Raw genomic sequence first — 16654 nt, 5'->3', positions numbered from 1 at the left:
TCAGGCGTGCGGAGGCCGGGTGGGCTCGCTGGAGCGGGCGTCGTCGCGTCCGCCCTTGGTGCGCGGACTGGGGCGCGGGGCGCCGTTGAGGTGGCTCTCCAGGAACCACATGTCCAGCTCCACGTCGCCCAGGACCTGGGTGAGCAGGTCCACGGTGATGGGCTCCTCCAGCTCATCGCAGCGCTCGATGCCGCCGCGGATGGAGGCGCCGTAGCGCGCGAAGCGGTCCACCAGGCACTTCAGGTGGTCCTCGCTCTCCACGGCCTTGAGGTCGTACTCGGGCAGCTCGCTGTTCTTGGCGGCCAGCCGGATGGTGCCCTCGGCGTAGCCGCCCAGGGTGCCGGCGCGCTCGGCGAACTCGTCGGCCTGCTTGCGCGCGTGCTTGGCCAGGTCGTCGAAGAGCAGGTGACGGCTGTAGAAGTGGGTGCCCCGGATGTTCCAGTGCGCTTGCTTGATTTGCCAGTGCAGGTCGATGGAGTCGGCCAGCAGGTTGTTCAGCAGGTCGATGATCTCCTCGCGCGTCTCACTGGGGACATTCACATGGCTGGGAAAGTTCATGGTTGGCGCTCCCTCCAAGAAGGCTTTCGGAAGAGTGGGGATGGCCTTCCCCACGCGCCATGCCGAGGCGTCCTGGCTGGGGGGCGAGCGGACAGCCGGGCGTTCCATGAGAAACCGCTCTAGAGGTCATTGATGACGCTACCTCCGTCGCCGGGGAGGCGGCGGGAGGGAGCGACTGGACATCATCGAGCTCGGACGTCAGGGCGCTTCTCCTCGGAGGAGCTAGGAGGCACACTCCGAGGTGTGTCCCGGCGTTCATCGTGGTGGATTGCGGTCCTGCTTTCCGTGCTCGTGCACGCGGCGCTCTTCCTGGCGCTGTCGCGAGTGCGGTCAGCCGCGCCAGCGCGTCCGACGGCCACAGAGCTGGAGATTGTCTACCTGGAGCCCAAGGCGCCGGTAGCGGCCCCACCCGTGCCAGCGCCGACCCCGCGGCCTCCCAAGCCCGAGCCGGTTCCGCCTCCGCGTCGGACGGACGAGAAACCGCCGGAAGCCATCGCGCGGGCACCCGAGGGCAAGAAGAAGGAAGAAGAGTCCCCGGCCGTCGCGGAAGCGCCCGGAGTCGCGTCGACGGAGCAGGGGCCCGAGGCTTCTCCGGAGGATGCGCCCACCCGGACCGCGCCGCCGACGATTTCGCTCGTGCCGAAGGGGCTCTGGGGGAGCGAGCCTCCAGGCAAGCCCGCGCAATCGGGCAGGACGCTGCGCAATGACGGACAGCCTGGTGAGGACCCTCGGGCCATCGCGCGGCGGGAGGAAGCGCAGGCGAAAGAGCTGGTGGATGGCTGGGCGGCGGACGCGAGCGCGGCGGCACGCGCGGAGAGCGGCGCCGTGAATCCGTACTTCACGAAGCTCCAGGACCGGTTCGCCAAGAAGCTGGTGAACCCGCCGTCGCCGGACCTGAACGTGCTGGGCTCACGCCTCAAGCGCGAGCAGGTGGAGGCCACGGAGCGCTTCGGGAAGACGGGCTCGCCCTACGTGGCGGAGAAGCGGGACCGGCGGCTGGAGCAGCGCAACCGCCTCCAGGCGGCCGTCGAGGCGGGGCGGGCGGCGAACATGTTCATGATGGACGTCACCACGCCGGTGCTCGCGCTCGCCACGGTGCTGGAGGTGCGTCAGGCGCGAGACGGCAAGCTGCTGGACCTCAAGGTGCTGGAAGGCTCGGGGGACCCCAAGTTCGACGCGTGGGCGGTGTCGCATCTGCGCGATGCGCTGGCCAGCGCGGACGCGCCGCCGGAGTCGGGCCCGGGGCTGCGCGCGGATGAGCTGCGCAGCCGGTGGCGGCTGGAGGAGTACCTGGGCAATCCCCGCGTGAAGGTCGTGCTCATCGGCGTGTACTGAGCCGCCTGGCTCACACGGGGTGTGCTCAGCGCGGCAGGCGCTCGGCGTAGACGGGTTGGCCCTGGGGCGCGGTGCCCTCGGTGGCGTAGCCTTCCTTCACCCAGTACTCGATTCCGCCGATGAGCTCCTTCACGCGGAAGCCCAGCGCGGACAGGCGCGCGGCGGCCTTGGTGGAGCCGTTGCAACCAGGGCTCCAGCAGTAGGTGACGATGACGTCGTCCTTGCTCAGGTGCGCCGTCGTGGTGGCGGAGAGGGTCCGCGCGGGCAGGTTCAGCGCGCCGGGGATGTGGCGCTCGGCGTAGGCGTCGGGCGAGCGGACGTCCACGACGACGAAGCCCTTCTTTCCGCGCTCCAGGTCCAGGTGCAGGTCGGCGGCGTCGGTCTCCACGGAGAGCTTCGCGAGGAAGTGGCGGTGTGCCTCTTCGGGCGGGGCGGCGGGGGTTTCGAGAACGAACGAGAATGGGGTGGCGGGCGTGGTCATGACGAGTACTCCCTGGGCTTCGATGCCCGGAACAGTGCTCCCGGAGTGGTCCACGCGAAAGCACCATTCAGCGACAGTCGACTGGACCACTTTCAGGCGTGCCCGGGTTGTCGTGGGGCAGGGGGCCGACTACAGAGTGCGCATGTCGAAGCGCTCCGTGGGTGTGTCGCTGCCTTTCCTGTTGCCGGACACAGGCAGGCAAGCGGGCTCGCTGCATCGGCGGCTCTATGAGCGGCTGCGCGAGGCCATCCTCGCGGGAACGCTCGCGCCACGAAGCCGGCTGCCGTCCACGCGCACGCTGTCCCGGGAGCTGGGGATTTCACGGGGGACGGTGGAGGAGGCCTTCGCGCAGCTCGACGCGGAGGGCTTCCTGGAGCGGCGCGTGGGCTCGGGCAGTGTCGTCGCGCTGCCGGAGCACGCCCGTCAGCCCCGGTCTCCGCTCGCGCGTGGGAGCGCGAAGGCCACGCGACAGGGAGGGCTGTCTCGCCGGGGGCAGCGCATGGCGAGCGAGGTGCTTCCGCCCGAGCCGCGTGACGTGCGGCCCTTCACGCCGTGCCTGCCCGCGCTGGACCTCTTCCCCGCGAAGCTGTGGGCACGCGCGGTGGCGAAGCAGGCCCGGGTGCTGGAGCCCGGGCGGATGACCGCGGGCGAGCCCGAGGGTTTTCGTCCGCTGCGCGAGGCCATCGCGGCCCACCTGGGACCTGCGCGTGGCGTGCGGTGTGACTGGCGGCGGGTCCTGGTCTTCTCCAGCACGCAGCAGGCCCTGGACCTCTCCGCGAGGCTGCTCCTCGATGAAGGGGACGGGGTGTGGCTGGAGGAGCCGGGGTACCTCGGCGCTCGAGTGGCCTTCGAGTCGGCGGGAGCGCGCCTGCATCCCGTCCCCGTGGATGCGGAGGGCCCGCGCGTGGAGCTGGCGGTGTCGCGGGCGCCGAAGGCACGGCTGGCCTATGTCACGCCTTCGCACCAGTACCCGCTGGGCGTGACGATGAGCCTGTCGCGGAGGCTGGCGTTGCTGGAGCATGCGCGCGCCTCCGGGATGTGGCTGTTCGAGGACGACTACGACAGCGAGTTCCGCTACGCGACCCGGCCGCTCGCCGCGATTCAGGGCATGGACGTGGCGGGGCGAGTCCTCTACGCGGGCACGTTCAACAAGGTGATGTTCCCCTCGCTGCGGCTGGCCTTCCTCGTCGTCCCGGAAACGCTGGTGGACGCCTTCACCGCCGCGCGCGCCGCCACGGATGGCCACGCGCCTCCGCTCACGCAGGCCGCGATGGCGCGGTTCATGGAGTCAGGGCACTACGCCGCGCACCTTCGACAGATGCGCCTGGTCTATGCGGAGCGCCGCGACGCGCTCCTTGATTCACTGAAACGCGAGGCACCCGGAGTGCTGCGAATCGGCACGGCGGAGGCGGGCATGCATGTCACGGCCTTCCTGTCCGAAGGGCTCCTGGATGAGGCTGTGATTGCGCGGACGGATGCACGGCGGCTGGGGGCTCGCCGGCTGTCTCCGCTCTACCTGGGGCGAAAGCGCGAGCAGGGGTTGGTGCTGGGCTTCTCCGGCGCGAGTCCCGCCGGGCTTCGCGCCGCTGTCAGGACGCTGTGCGGGGTGCTCGACGGCCCGACCCGGTAGCCTCTTCGCGCGTGGCCCCGCGCCAGCGCAACGGTGTTGTTCCCTCCCAGCCCTGAAACGCACGGCTGAAGGAGTTCAGCTCCTCGAAGCCCAGCAGGAAGGCCACTTCGTTGGCGTCCAGGTCCGTGCTCCCTAGCAACTGGCGCGCGGCCTGGTGTCTCACTTCATCCAGCAGGAGTTGATACGTGGTCCCCGCGGCTTCGAGCTTTCGCTGGAGCGTGCGCGAACTCAAGTGCAGCTCCTCGGCGACCTTGTCGACGGAGGGACGCTCGCCACACATGCGGCGTCTCAACGCCAGCCGCACGTCGTCCGCCAGGGTGTGTCGCCGTCGCTGGTCCAGCTCCCGCTCCAGTCCCGGCACGAGCAGCGCCAGCAGGTCCGCGTTGTGCGTCAGGAGGGGCTCGTCGAGCGCGCTCGCCTCGAACACGAGCAGGTCCACGGGGGCATCGAAGCGGACCTTGCAGCCGAAGTGGCGGGTGAGCAGTTCCGCGTCGGAGCGACGTCGCGCCAGCTCGACACGCCTGGGCACCAGGGGCTTGCCGGTGCCTCGCCGCGCGAGCGCCAGGGTGGAAGCGAACGTCGCGTCGACCAGGAACAGGGGCAGCGGTCCTTCGGCCAGCAGCCAGTGGAACCTGAACCGCGCCTCGTTCTTCACGACCTCGACGCTCACCTCCTCCGGGCAGACCAGACCCTTGTAGCGGGCGAGCTTCGCCAGGGCCTCGCCGAGGGTGGGGGAGTGGAGGGCCGCCATCGTCGCGACATCGAAGTGATGGGGTCTGGCGTCGGAGCCCACGCGCAGGCCGACCTCCCTCCCTCCGCCCGTGGCCTCCACCGCGTGCCAGAACGCCATGAACTCCTGGGTCGTCAGGCGCGCCTTGGGCTCCTGGAAGCGGGAGCGGACCAGGCCCGCGTGTCGCAGCACGCGCTCGACCTCGACGCCGAGCGCGGTGAGGCGGTCGAGCAGCACGCTGGGAACAGGGACGAGGTCGGCGGGCACGTCAGTTCCTCTTGGGCATCAGCATCTTGGCGACCGGAGTCTCCGCGAAGGGGACGAGGCCATCAATGTCCGTGGAGACGCTGAGCGACTTCCACCGCGAGTCCTCCGCCGTGCGCTGCTGGACGACGAGCTCCGCGAGGAAGACGGCGTCCGAGCCGAGCAACAGCCGCAGGGGTGGCTGCTTCTCGTCGGCAATCTGGAGAATCGCCTTCGCGGCCTTGATGGGGTCTCCGCGCGGGCTGTCCGCGCCGCGGCGCACGTGCTGGGAGAAGGCGCCCACGGTGGCCTTGTAGGCGTCGCTGATGTCACCGACGTTCATGGACGAGCCGGCCCAGTCGGTGCGCATGCCTCCGGGCTCGACGAGGGTCACCCGGATGCCCAGCGGCGCCACTTCCTGGGCGAGGACCTCCGAGAACCCTTCCATCGCCCACTTCGCGGATTGGTACGACGCCAGTCCGGGCGAGCCTCGGCGTCCGCCGATGGAGGACACCTGGATGATGTGGCCGTCCTGCTGCGCGCGGAGCACCGGCAGGGCGGCGCGGGTGACATGCATCATCCCGAAGAAGTTCGTCTCGAACTGCTCGCGGAAGTCCGCCTCGTCCACGTCCTCGATTGCGGCCACGTTGGCGTAGCCCGCGTTGTTGACGACGACATCCAGCCGTCCGAAGGCCAAGGTCGCCTCGGCGACGGCGGCTCGTGCCGCGGCGGAGTCCGTCACGTCGAGCGCGACGGCGCGCACCCGGTCGCCATACCGCTCCACCAAATCCTTCAGTTGCTCCGGCTTGCGCGCCGTGGCCACGAGCCGGTGACCGGCCGCCAGCACGGCCTCCGCCAAATCACGGCCGAGGCCGCGAGAGCTTCCAGTGATGAGCCAGACCTTCGACATGGGGACCGTCCTTCTCTTCGTCGCGCCGTGAATTCGGCCACGCCCAAGAGTTACGAACCGCCCTCACGCGCGCCAATCGCATGGCGCCAAAGATTCATCGAATCGCGCCACCGTCCCGAGAGGCATCCGAGGGCCCGCTCAGGGCGTCAGCGCTTCTCGTCCTCGAAGAGGAAGTCGGTGATGGCCTTCCAGGTGGCCTCGAACTGGGGCCGCCGGAAGCCGGAGCCGGAGATGAGCCAGTCCACGTGCGGCGGCTGATGCGCCGGCTGGTCGAAGTGGCCAATCGCATCCAGGTGGTCCGCGCGCACCGCCGCCAGCACACGCCCGTAGACCTGCGAGCGCGTGGGGACGATGCCGTCACACGCCGTGGGGCCCGGCATCGCCCCATACGCCTGCACCAGCGCCGCCGTCTGCGCGGGTGAGTGCAGCGGCAGCGCCGTCAGCGGCATCCGCTGCGTCTGCCCATACATGAACGCATAGATGGTGTGCGTGAGCTGCGCGTAGGGGTCCAACCCCGCCGACACGCGCGTGCGCAGCGACGGTGGCCGGGCCTGCGTCACCACCGAGCCGTAGCGCACACCCGGCCGGTCCAACGTGCTCGCGTTGAACAGGTCGATGCCCTCCGGCGTGAGCTGCGGAATCAGCGACGTGTCGTTGCCCACATCGCTCAGGAACTTCGCCACCGCGTCGCGCCGCTCCGAGGAGAAGTCCCCGAGCAGTTGGTCATAGAGCTGATCCAACAAGGTCTGCTTCCACCCGAGCTGGTCATCCACGCGCGCCATCAGGTGCCCGAAGCGGAACACCACCCGCAGCGGCAGCCGGCCGAAGCGCAGCACGTACACGGTGAACAGGGACAGTAGCTTCAACAGCCGCTGTCCGAACAGCCCCAGGAAGAACGACGCCAGCGGCGTGCCCGCGTGCGGCGCGGACACCGTCACCACCGAGCGCACCCGCCGGGCGAACGGCTCCAGCTCCAACCCCTCCGCGAGCTGCGCGCCCGGGCTGACGAACAGCCGCGCGTCCAGGCCTCCCGTCGAGTGCCCTATCAGGTGGATGGGGCCGTCATCACCGCTCGCCGTCTCCTGCACGGCTCGGAGCAGGTCCGCCGTCCGCGTCCGGATGGACGCCGTCGGGTGAGACAGGACGATGACGACCTCCGACTCACCCATGTCTCGACGAGCCAGCTCCGCCTTCAAGTAGTCGAGCGCGTGTCCGAAGTAGACGAGCTCGCCCAGGTTGATGAACCCGAAAAACCCGGGGACGAGATAGATGTGGTGCTTCGCGGCCATTGTCTCCACCATACCTGACGCGACGCGTGATTCCCGCTCGGGAATGCACTCTCCGAGCAGGCGTTCACCGGCGCCTTTCTCACCCCATCAGCCAGAAGGACGAACACCGTGGACCGTGCATTGCTCGCACTTGGCCTGCTCATGTCTCTCCCCGCCGCCGCGGACGAGGGCATGTGGACCTACGACGCCTTCCCCGTGGAGACGGTGAACAAGGCCCATGGTTTCACGCCCACTCAAGCATGGCTGGACAAGGTCCGGCTCGGCTCGGTGAGGTTGGCCGGTGGCTGCTCCGCCAGCTTCGTGTCTCCGGACGGCCTGGTGATGACGAATCACCACTGTGTCCGCGGCTGTATCGAGGACCTGTCCTCGCCCAAGGACGACCTGCTGGCCAAGGGCTTCCAGGCCCGCACCCCCGCGGAAGAGCGCCGCTGCCCCAAGGTGGAGGCCAACCAGCTGGTGAAGATGACGGACGTCACCGAGCGGATGAACGCGGCGACGAAGGGCCTCACCGGCGCCGCCTACAACACCGCGCTCAAGAAGGAGATGTCCGCCGTGGAGTCCGCGTGCGCCACGTCCACCGACGTGCGCTGCGACGTGGTGACGCTGTTCAACGGCGGCAAGTATCACCTCTACGAGTACCGCCGCTTCCAGGACGTGCGCCTGGCCTTCGCCCCGGAGTTCTCCATGGCGGCGTTCGGCGGGGACCCGGACAACTTCAACTTCCCGCGCTTCGGCTATGACGTGGCGTTCCTGCGCGTGTGGAAGGACGACGCGCCCGCGAAGAGCCCGGACTACCTGCCGTGGGCGAAGCAGGGCGCCAGAGACGGGGACCTCGTCTTCGTCTCCGGCCACCCCGGTGGCACCGAGCGCAAGGCCAGCGTCGCGGAGCTGGAGTTCCAGCGCGATGTGAACCTGCCCTACACGCTGCTGATGCTCTCCGAGCTGCGCGGCAAGTTGAAGGAGTTCTCCAGCGGTTCGCCGGAGCGCTACCGCACCACGCGCTCGCGGCTGCGCGGAGTGGAGAACGGCCTGAAGGCGCTGCGTGGTCGGCACCAGGCCCTGGCGGACCCGTCGCTGCTGGCGCGCAAGCGGGAGGACGAGGCGGAGCTGCGCAAGCGCGTGGAGGCCAACGCCACGGTGAAGGCCGCCACGGCGGGGGCGTGGGAGGAGACGGCGAAGGCGCTCGACACGTATCGCCGGATGCTGCCCGAGTACCGGATGAAGGAGGGCGGGGACGCGTTCTCCTCGGAGTTCTACTCGCTGGCGCGTCACCTGGTGCGCATCGCCGACGAGCAGCCCAAGCCCAACGCGGAGCGCCTGCGCGAGTACACCGACGCGCAGCTCCCCTCGCTGCGTCAGCAGTTGCTGCGCGGCGCGCCCATCGCCGTGGAGCTGGACGAGGCGGTGCTCGCCTTCGGCCTCGGCCGCCTGCGCGAGACGCTGGGCGCGGATGACCCCTTCGTGCGGCAGGTGCTCGGAACGGAGTCTCCGGAGTCCCTGGCCCGCTCGCTGGTGCGCGGCACGAAGCTGGGTGACGTGAAGACGCGGCAGGCCCTGCTGGATGGAGGCAAGGCGGCGGTGGAGGCGTCGAAGGACCCGATGCTGCTCTTCGCGCGCAAGGTGGACGCGGAGGCGCGCGCGGTGCGCAAGCGTTACGAGGACTCGGTGGAGGCGGTGCTCAAGCGCAACGGCGAGCGGTTGGCCAAGGCGCACCTCGCGGTGTACGGCACCTCCGGCTATCCCGATGCCACCTTCACGCTGCGCCTCAACGCCGGCCAGCTGAAGGGCTGGGACGAGAATGGCCGCCCCGTGCCGGCGCTCACGACGTTCGGCGGTGCGTATGTGCGCCACACCGGCAAGGAGCCCTTCAAGCTGCCGGACACCTGGATGAAGGCGAAGGGCAAGGTGCCGGACGCGACGCCGCTGGACATGGCCACCACCAACGACATCATCGGCGGCAACTCCGGCTCTCCCGTCGTGGACCGCGATGGACGCGTCGTGGGGCTCGTCTTCGACGGCAACCTGCACTCACTGGGCGGCCGGTATGCGTACGTCCCGGAGACGAACCGCGCCGTGGCGGTGCACGGAGACGGCATCCTCGCCGCCCTGGAGCACGTCTACGGCGCCACGCGGGTGGTGAAGGAGCTGCGCGCCGCGAGCGAGGTCGCGACCCCACCCGCCAGGTAGGCCGGCGCCGGGTTTTCGCCGCCGGAGCCCTCCGGCGGTGGACCCCACCGGTTCCTCATGCTGTGAGAAGGCGATAGCCGGCGCGCCCGAGCCGAGGCGTGCCGGCGTTCAGTGTCCTTGCGGAAATCTCGCGGGGGCGTGTAGCAACGCCAGATGACTGGCCAAGGCGTGTCAGGGGCTCCAGGATAGAATGCGGCTTCCGGAGTGAAGGCCGGTCTTCCATGAGTTCCTTGCCAGCCCACGACATTCCACTCGGCACCGTCCTACGGGACACGTACGAGATTGCCGGCGTGCTCGGCCGGGGAGGCATGGGCACCGTCTTCCTGGCGCGTCATCTGCGGCTTCCGGGTCGGCAGGTGGCGATCAAGGTGCTGCGGCCGGACTCGAGCCTGGGGAAGGATGTCTATCTTCGCTTCCGGCGCGAGGCGGAGATTGCGTCGCGGCTGGGCCATCCGAACATCGTGGAGGTCATCGACTTCGACACGCTGGAGGACGGCTCGCCGTTCCTGGTGATGGAGCACCTGCGCGGGATGCCGCTGTCGCGGCGCATGCGCAAGGGCGCGCCCCTGACGCTGACGGAGGTGTACTCGATTGCCCGGCAGATGGGCTCCGCGCTCCAGGCGGCGCACGGCGCGGGGGTCATCCACCGGGACTTGAAGCCCGGCAACGTGTTCCTCGTGCCCATGGAGATCGCGGGCATGCCGGTGGAGCACGTGAAGCTGCTCGACTTCGGCATCTCCAAGATTCTCGATTCGAAGACGGTGCAGACGCAGGACGCCATCCTGCTGGGCACGCCGCAGTACATGGCGCCGGAGCAGGCCACGGGGAAGAACAAGGACGTGGACCTGCGCACGGACATCTTCTCGTTCGGGTGCATGGTGTACGAGATGCTGGCCCGCAAGCTGCCCTTCAAGGACGGGGGCATCCTGCCGGAGCTCATCTACCGCATCGTTTATGATCCACCGGAGCCCCTGGCCGAAGTGGCGCCGGAGACTCCCGCGCACGTCATCCGCGCCATCGAACAGGCGCTGGCCAAGCGCCCTGAGGACCGCTTCCCGGACGTGAGCGCCTTCATCGCCGCGCTCACCGGGACGCCGCTGCGCACCGTGACGCCGCCCGCGGACGTGCTGCTTCAGCCCGTCGTCGCGCAGGCCGCCGCGCACGTGCCCACGGCGACCGTGCAGCCCCGGCCCATCGCGTCGCCCCCGTCGAGGCCCGCCACGGTGGCTGCCGTGCCCCGCCGTCCGTCCCAGCACGCCGGGTCCCGCCGCTCCGCGCAGGGTGAGGCCGCCCAGTCGCCTGAAGCCTTGCGGCGCTCCGCGCAGGGTGAGTCCGCGCAGTCCGCTGAAGCGTCGCGGCGCTCCGCACAGGGTGAGTCCGCCCAGTCTCCTGATGCCTCGCGGCGCCCTGCTCACGGTGAGTCCGCGCAGTCTCCTGAAGCCTCGCGACGCTCCGCGCAGGGTGAGTCCGCGCAGTCCGCTGATGCGTCTCGACGCCCCGCGCAGCATGAGTCCGCGCAGTCGCCGGAGGCTTCGCGACGCTCGGCGCAGGCAGACGCCTCACGACCTTCGGAGGCTTCGGGCCTCATCGGGAAGTCGGTGCGTGTGTCGCCGCCGAAGGTCGTGTCCTCCGCTCCGCCCGCGCCTCCGGTGGCCGAGCCCGCGGCGGCGGTTCCGCTCGAGGTGTGGAGGCCCTCGGTCGCGAATGCCGCGCCGATGAGTCCGGACCCTTCGGAGCCCGACTCGGTCCCAGAGCCCCCGACGATTCGGTCCGCCTCGCGAGGTGTCCTGGCGGGCTCGCGCAAGGTCTGGGTCTGGATGGCGTTGGCCGCGGGCGTGCTCATCGCCGTGGGCGTGGGGTTCTCGCGGGTCCTGCCCTTCGCGTCTCGGGAGGACTCCGTGTCCGCCTCCGCCGACCCGGCGGCTCCGCCTGTCCAGGCGCCCGCGAGTCCCCCGGATGTAAGTCCCACCCTGGCGCGCGAGGCCCCCGCGGACCCACCCAAGGCGAAGGCCGACTCAGAAGGCGCACTGGCGGTCGGCTCTCCGGAAGCCGCCCCTCCATCGGCGGAGACGAGCGTGACCCCAGAGGTGAAGGCGAAACCCCAGGGCAACGGAACCCCACCGAATGACGCCGCTCGAAACCCCGTGGGCACCTCGCGTCCGACGCCCGAGGCGGAGCGGCGACGCAGCCCGGAGACCATCCAAGAAGGCGCGCTCGCGGACCTCGAACTGGCGGAGAAGGCGCTGGCGAGCGGAGACACCAGCGAGGCCCTCCACCTGGTGCGCCGCAGTCAGCGGTCGCAAGTCACAGGCGCCTCCTTCGCGCTGCTGACGCGGGTCCACTGCCGCCAGGGAGATTTGTCCAACGCGCGCACCGTCTGGCTTCGGGTTCCCACGGCGGAGCGCGCTCAGGTTCGCCAGTACTGCAAGCAGTACGATATCGCCCTGTGACGGCGGCGCCCGTGTCGGGCGTCCACGCGGGGCTCCACGAACAGGGGGCGTTGCTTGAGAGTCTTGTTGGCGTTGAGTGTCGTCATCGTCGTCGCGCTCGGTTGTTCGCGGAGCGCGCGGCCCACCACCGAAGCACCAAAGCCGGAGGGCACGGGGCTCGTCTTCACCTCCGAGGGAGGGGACATCATCACCATCGTCCCGCTCCTGCCCGCGGAGCCCCGACGGGCCCTGGTCCAGTTCCACGCCCCGGGCGATGACCTGGACGGGAAGGTGGCGCTCCACAGCGTCGGTGACGACAACTCCTACTGGACGGACTGGCGCGGCAAGCGTCTGCGCCTGGTGCGACTGGCGCCGTCCCAGAAGTCGAACGGGAGGAACACCCTCAACCGCTTCGACAAGGAAGACCCCGTCACCCTCTACGCGAGCGAGGAGCGCTCGAAGAAGGTGGACGTCGAGGACGTGGTGGAGCTGTACCAGCGCCAGCTCGCCGACGGCACGCTCAGCCGCGCCGCCGCGTTCGACAAGGCGTTCTGGGCCGCATCCGAGGAGCGCGACCTGGCCGAGAAGGTGAAGACGCTCAACCAGACGTGCGGCTCGAACGTGGCCGTCCAGGTGGCCTGGGACACCGTCTCCGACAAGGAGCTGAGCGAGTACCCCATCGGCGCGTACTGCGCCGGGCCGCTCGAGGCCCTCGAGTTCCTGTGCCGGGGCTCGGAGGAAGCCCGGCGCACCGTGAAGAGCACGCTGAAGCGGGTGGAGTGCCGCAACGGCGCCAGCTACGGAGGCAAGGTCGAGAGCGGTGCGCTCCAGTGGACCATCGCCCCCGCCGCGGGCGGCATGGACACGGCTTCCTACGCCGACTTCTTCCTGGACCACCTGTGAGGCTCCATCCCATGTCCCTGGCCCATCGCCTCGCCCTGCTCCTGACGTTGTCGTCCACCGCCGTCCTGGCCCACGAGCCCCCCTGGGCGCGCGAGGACTCGCTGCGCAAGCGCATGCTCCTGGAGCGCACCGCCGTCTGCACCGACGGCAAGGGGCACTACGTCTCCTCGACGGAGGTCTTCGACAGCTCGCAGCCCCAGCTCTTCTACGGAGACGGCGCCACCTTCACCGAGATTCCCATCGCCCCCAACGTCGTCCGGCTCCCCACCGGCTCGTTCTTCGAGCCCCGCTTCTGGAACCCGGACCTGGAATCCAACGCGAATGGCGTGGACGCGCGCGCCTACTCCGTCGTCCAGGTGGACTCGAAGGAGGGCACCTGCTCGGTGCGCTGCGGCCAGCGCGCGACGGCCTTCAAGCTGCTGGCGACGGAGACCTCGCGCGAGCTGCTGCGCAAGGCGGCCTATACCCCCAGCCCCATGAAGTACGAGCCGTACGCCCTCCTGCGCGACACCAAGGGCGTCTACTTCCTGGTGGAGCGGGGCCGGCTCCAGGCCGAGCAGAAGAGCTTCCGCGTCTTCATCGGCCCCCGTGGCCGGATGAAGCAGCAGCAGATGGTCAACGTCGTCTCCGACTCGAAGGGGGAGATTTTCTCCACGAAGAAGGGAGACCTCCAACTGCTGCTGGACCGCGAGCTGCCGTCGCTCTGGGTGGAGAAGAAGGCCCGCCGCAAGCTGCGACAGGTGCCTGTCTCGGAGAACCTGGCGCTCATCTACAACGAGCTCGGCATCTACACCGGCGCCCGCCTGGGAACCCCCTGCGACGACCTGTGAGGCCCACCCCTCACCTGTCCTGAGAAGAACGCGCACCTGACTCACTGCGTTGGAGGTCGGACACCCGTGGAGTCCGACCTCCTGGGCTGTTTGTGCGTCGCGTCAGTGATGAATTATCCTGATGGAGTCGAGCAGAGTGGTTCAGTGCTCGTCCCATCGCTCCCCGGCCCTGACGCAGCGGGACTGAGAGCGAGCGGCCGTCGAAGCCGAGACGTCAGGAGCGAGGGACTTCACGCGATGCATGGCCGCGCCCGTCCGGGCGAGAGGTCATCCGGGGCCCGGTCCCAGCCGTGACGGGGGGCTCGGCTGGGACCGGGGGCCTCGTCCTGGAGTAACGTTTTGGACAATTGGCATCGGGGGGAGGGGAGCTGAGCGATGGTGGTGGAGGAACCCGAGCCGGGCAAACTGTCGGCCATCCTGTTCACGGGCATCGAGGCCGCGGGACGCCAGTCCTGGCGTGACGAAGCGCTCCAGCAGGTGGTGCGCGACGAGCACGCCGTGCTGGTCCGCGAGCTGCTCCCGCGACACGGTGGCCGCGAGGTGAAGCGTCTGGAGGACGGCTTCCTGCTGGAGTTCGAGGGCGGGCTGGCCGCCGTGGACTTTGGCCTGGAGCTGCAGCGGGCGCTGGAGGTGCACAACGGGCTGGTGGCCGTGGAGCGCCGCGTGGTGATGCGCGTGGGCGTGCACCTGGGCGTCGTCGTGCACCGCGACGGTGAGGTGTTCGGCGAGGGCGTCAACCTGGCCGCGCGCATCGAGGCGCTGGCGCGGCCCGGCACCCTCTACGTCAGCGAGACGGTGGCGCGACAGGTGGAGGGGCAGCTGGAGTCCCCGCCGGTGCGCCTGGGCCGGGGCGAGATGAAGAACATCCGCCTGCCGGTGGCCGTGTATCGCATCGACCCGCCGGAGCACCGCCGTCGCCAGCCGTGGCTGTCGCGCGTGCGCTCGTTCCTGGGCCGCAACACGCCGGCGAACTGAAGCGCGGGCGTCCCGTGGCATGGAGCGCTACCGTGCGCGCCATGTCCCAGCTCACCCTCGTCGTTGCCTCGAAGAACTATTCCTCGTGGTCGCTTCGGCCGTATCTGGCGCTGGCCCACACCGGGCAGCCGTTCCAGGAGGTGGTCATCCCCCTGGACACACCGGACACGCGGGAGCTCATCGCCCGTCATTCCCCCACGGGCCGTCTGCCTCTGCTCAAGCACGGCGACGTGTCCATCTGGGATTCGCTGGCCATCTGCGAGTACCTGGCGGAGACGTTTCCAGAGGCCCGGCTGTGGCCCCAGGAGCGCGAGGCCCGCGCGGTGGCGCGCGCGGTGACGGCGGAGATGCACTCCAGCTTCACGAAGCTGCGCGAGCACATGGGGATGAACCTGCGCGCGCGCCGTCCGGGACAGGGCCGGGTGCCGGGCGTGGCCGAGGACATCGCTCGCATCCAGGCGCTGTGGACCGACTGCCGCGCCCGCTTCGGGCAGGGCGGGCCGTTCCTCTTCGGCCACTTCACCATCGCGGATGCCTTCTACACGCCGGTGGCCACGCGCTTCGTCACCTACGACGTGGCGCTGGAGCCGGTGTGCGCCGCGTACCGCGACACGCTCCTGGCCCAGCCCGCCTTCCAGAAGTGGGCGGAGGCGGGGCTGCGCGAGCCGCCCGTCGCGAAGTACGAGTGAGCCGCCGGCTTGGGCCTCAGTCCAGCCGGCCCTCGCGCACGCGGGCGAACAGCTCGTCGTAGCGCTCCTCCGAATAGATGCGCGCCAGCTCCGCGAAGCGGCCCTCGCGCAGCTGGCCCAGGTACTCGTACTTGGTGGAGTGGTAGCCAGCCACGCCCCACGCCAGCCGGGAGGCGTCCGCTCCGCCCCGGAAGACGGCGCCGGTGAGCACGCAGTCGCGCACCCACGCGGCCAGGCGCTGGATGACCACGGGCTTGAGCCTGCGCTGCTCGAAGTGGGCGCGCAGGGCCCACAGCAGCGCGTAGCGCTCCTCCTTGGCGCAGCGGCGCGCCACCGAGGTGGCGAAGCGGTGGTCGATGGGCGCCAGCACGCGCCCGCCCCGCATCTTCGGCAGGGCCTCATGGACGATGTGCCGCGCGTGCCACACGGCCTTCTCCCGCCGCACCAGCCGTGCGCGCCACTGCGTGCGGAAGAGGAAGCGGCGGCCTTCCATCTCCGCCCAGTCGCGCCGGGGCAGCCGGTAGACGTCGGCGTCGGGCGAGGAGCCCTTCCACGCGCGCAGCGTGTCCACGGCGCCGGGCTCCAGCGACTCGTCCGAGTCCAGGTAGAAGACGTAGTCGCACGGCGCCAGCGCGTTCACCGCGGCCACTCGCGCGGCGCCATAGCCCTTCCAGGAGTGTGGCACCGAGCGCGCCCCCAGGGAGCGCGCCAGCTCCCCCGAGCCGTCCGTGGCGCCGGAGTCCAGCGCCACCACGTCATCGCAGAGGGCCAGCAGGCCGCGCAGGCAGGGCTCCAGCGTGTCCTTGTTGTCGCGGTGCAGGACGTAGCCACCGAGCCTCATAATCCGAGCGCCTCGAGCTGGGTGTCGAAGGCGGCGGCGGTGGTGAAGAGCTGGCCGCGCAGGCCCAGCGCGTTGGCCGCGTCCACGAACTCCGGCAGGTCATCGAAGAAGGCGGCCTCTTCGGGCGCGCAGCCCGCGCGCTCCAGGGCGATTCGGTAGATGTCTGGCTCCGGTTTGACGCTGCCCACCTCGCAGCTCATCACCAGCGCATCGAAGCGCTGGAGCAGGGGCAGGCGAGGCCGCAGGTAGGCCGCGTGCAGCGCGTTGGTGTTGGACACCAGCACCAGCTTCACCCGACCCACCAGGGACTCCACCCGGGGGAGCACCGCGTCGTGGGTGGTGAAGTGGCTGCTCCACAGGGGCGCGAACTCCGCCATGGGCAGCTCCAGGTTGAGCGCCCCGCACACGCTGCGGCGGATGCCCTCGGCGTCCAGGAGGCCCTTGTTGGCCGCGGTCCATCCCGCGCCCATCAGCCGCTGGGAGACCTCGTGCGCCTGCATTCGGGCACAGGCTCCCAGCCTGGAGAACAGCAGCGCGTTGTCGTGGAAGACGAGGACGTTGCCCAGGTCCAACAGGACCGCCTTCACCGCCGCCATTCATGCTCCTCGTGCCGCGCGGCCCGCG

General features: G+C 70.0%; 15 protein-coding genes. 8 read left to right on the top strand and 7 right to left on the bottom strand.

The genetic code is table 11. From position 1 onward, the window contains the following. On the bottom strand, positions 1–558 hold the full coding sequence (gene dps / locus HUA78_RS10805) for a DNA starvation/stationary phase protection protein Dps (protein WP_141640965.1): 558 nt from the start codon (positions 556–558) through the stop codon (positions 1–3). A 243-nt stretch (positions 559–801) separates the two neighbouring features. Between dps and HUA78_RS10800 the strand changes: the two genes are divergently transcribed. Continuing rightward, positions 802–1893 carry a ferrichrome ABC transporter substrate-binding protein gene (locus HUA78_RS10800; protein ID WP_174459850.1) on the top strand — a complete coding sequence of 364 codons (1092 nt, stop codon included), beginning with the start codon at positions 802–804 and terminating at the stop codon, positions 1891–1893. Between the two features lie 25 nt (positions 1894–1918). Here the strand turns inward: HUA78_RS10800 and HUA78_RS10795 are convergent, their stop codons facing one another. Then, on the bottom strand, positions 1919–2374 hold the full coding sequence (locus tag HUA78_RS10795; RefSeq protein WP_174454403.1) for a rhodanese-like domain-containing protein: 456 nt from the start codon (positions 2372–2374) through the stop codon (positions 1919–1921). Between the two features lie 142 nt (positions 2375–2516). On the opposite strand from HUA78_RS10795, the gene HUA78_RS10790 reads away from it, so the two are divergent. Continuing rightward, a complete protein-coding gene (locus HUA78_RS10790) occupies positions 2517–4004 on the top strand; it encodes a PLP-dependent aminotransferase family protein (protein WP_174466293.1) in 1488 nt (495 codons plus the stop codon). Here the strand turns inward: HUA78_RS10790 and HUA78_RS10785 are convergent. The 3 genes from HUA78_RS10785 to HUA78_RS10775 all read right to left on the bottom strand — a co-directional run bounded on the left by HUA78_RS10785 (position 3964) and on the right by HUA78_RS10775 (position 7176). Beyond that, entirely contained in the window at positions 3964–5001 is a 1038-nt protein-coding gene (locus tag HUA78_RS10785) for an AraC family transcriptional regulator (protein ID WP_174466294.1), read from the bottom strand. The genes HUA78_RS10790 and HUA78_RS10785 overlap by 41 nt on opposite strands. A gap of 1 nt (position 5002) precedes the next feature. After that, on the bottom strand, positions 5003–5887 hold the full coding sequence (locus tag HUA78_RS10780; protein WP_174466295.1) for an oxidoreductase: 885 nt from the start codon (positions 5885–5887) through the stop codon (positions 5003–5005). A 146-nt stretch (positions 5888–6033) separates the two neighbouring features. Beyond that, positions 6034–7176 carry a triacylglycerol lipase gene (locus tag HUA78_RS10775; RefSeq protein ID WP_174454406.1) on the bottom strand — a complete coding sequence of 381 codons (1143 nt, stop codon included), beginning with the start codon at positions 7174–7176 and terminating at the stop codon, positions 6034–6036. Positions 7177–7284: 108 nt separating this feature from the next. Here HUA78_RS10775 and HUA78_RS10770 point away from each other — a divergent pair, with 108 nt between their 5' ends. The 6 genes from HUA78_RS10770 (at position 7285) to HUA78_RS10745 (ending at position 15189) form a co-directional block, all read left to right on the top strand. Beyond that, complete coding sequence (locus HUA78_RS10770) at positions 7285–9363, top strand: S46 family peptidase (RefSeq protein WP_174476227.1); 2079 nt, start codon at positions 7285–7287, stop codon at positions 9361–9363. Between the two features lie 221 nt (positions 9364–9584). Beyond that, the gene (locus tag HUA78_RS10765; RefSeq protein WP_217442435.1) at positions 9585–11813 is read left to right on the top strand and encodes a serine/threonine-protein kinase; all 2229 of its coding nucleotides are present in this window, start codon (positions 9585–9587) and stop codon (positions 11811–11813) included. 54 nt (positions 11814–11867) lie between these two features. Further along, positions 11868–12695 carry a hypothetical protein gene (locus HUA78_RS10760; RefSeq protein WP_174476226.1) on the top strand — a complete coding sequence of 276 codons (828 nt, stop codon included), beginning with the start codon at positions 11868–11870 and terminating at the stop codon, positions 12693–12695. A gap of 11 nt (positions 12696–12706) precedes the next feature. After that, on the top strand, positions 12707–13525 hold the full coding sequence (locus tag HUA78_RS10755; RefSeq protein WP_174476225.1) for a hypothetical protein: 819 nt from the start codon (positions 12707–12709) through the stop codon (positions 13523–13525). A gap of 375 nt (positions 13526–13900) precedes the next feature. Beyond that, positions 13901–14500, top strand: a complete 600-nt coding sequence (locus tag HUA78_RS10750; RefSeq protein ID WP_141640954.1) for an adenylate/guanylate cyclase domain-containing protein — start codon at positions 13901–13903, stop codon at positions 14498–14500. 41 nt (positions 14501–14541) lie between these two features. Then, a complete protein-coding gene (locus tag HUA78_RS10745) occupies positions 14542–15189 on the top strand; it encodes a glutathione S-transferase family protein (protein ID WP_174454835.1) in 648 nt (215 codons plus the stop codon). Positions 15190–15205: 16 nt separating this feature from the next. Here the strand turns inward: HUA78_RS10745 and HUA78_RS10740 are convergent, their stop codons facing one another. Then, a complete protein-coding gene (locus HUA78_RS10740) occupies positions 15206–16030 on the bottom strand; it encodes a glycosyltransferase family 2 protein (RefSeq protein WP_174454410.1) in 825 nt (274 codons plus the stop codon). After that, positions 16027–16626: an HAD family phosphatase gene (locus HUA78_RS10735; protein WP_141640952.1), complete on the bottom strand. Its 600-nt coding sequence runs from the start codon at positions 16624–16626 to the stop codon at positions 16027–16029. Before HUA78_RS10735 ends, HUA78_RS10740 begins: the two co-directional genes overlap by 4 nt. Positions 16627–16654 lie beyond the last annotated feature (28 nt).

The sequence above is a fragment of the Myxococcus sp. CA033 genome (genome assembly GCF_013336625.1).
GTDB lineage: Bacteria > Myxococcota > Myxococcia > Myxococcales > Myxococcaceae > Myxococcus > Myxococcus llanfairpwllgwyngyllgogerychwyrndrobwllllantysiliogogogochensis.
The sequence above is the reverse complement of the archived record's forward strand: the minus strand, read 5'-3'. Positions and strand labels throughout refer to the sequence as shown.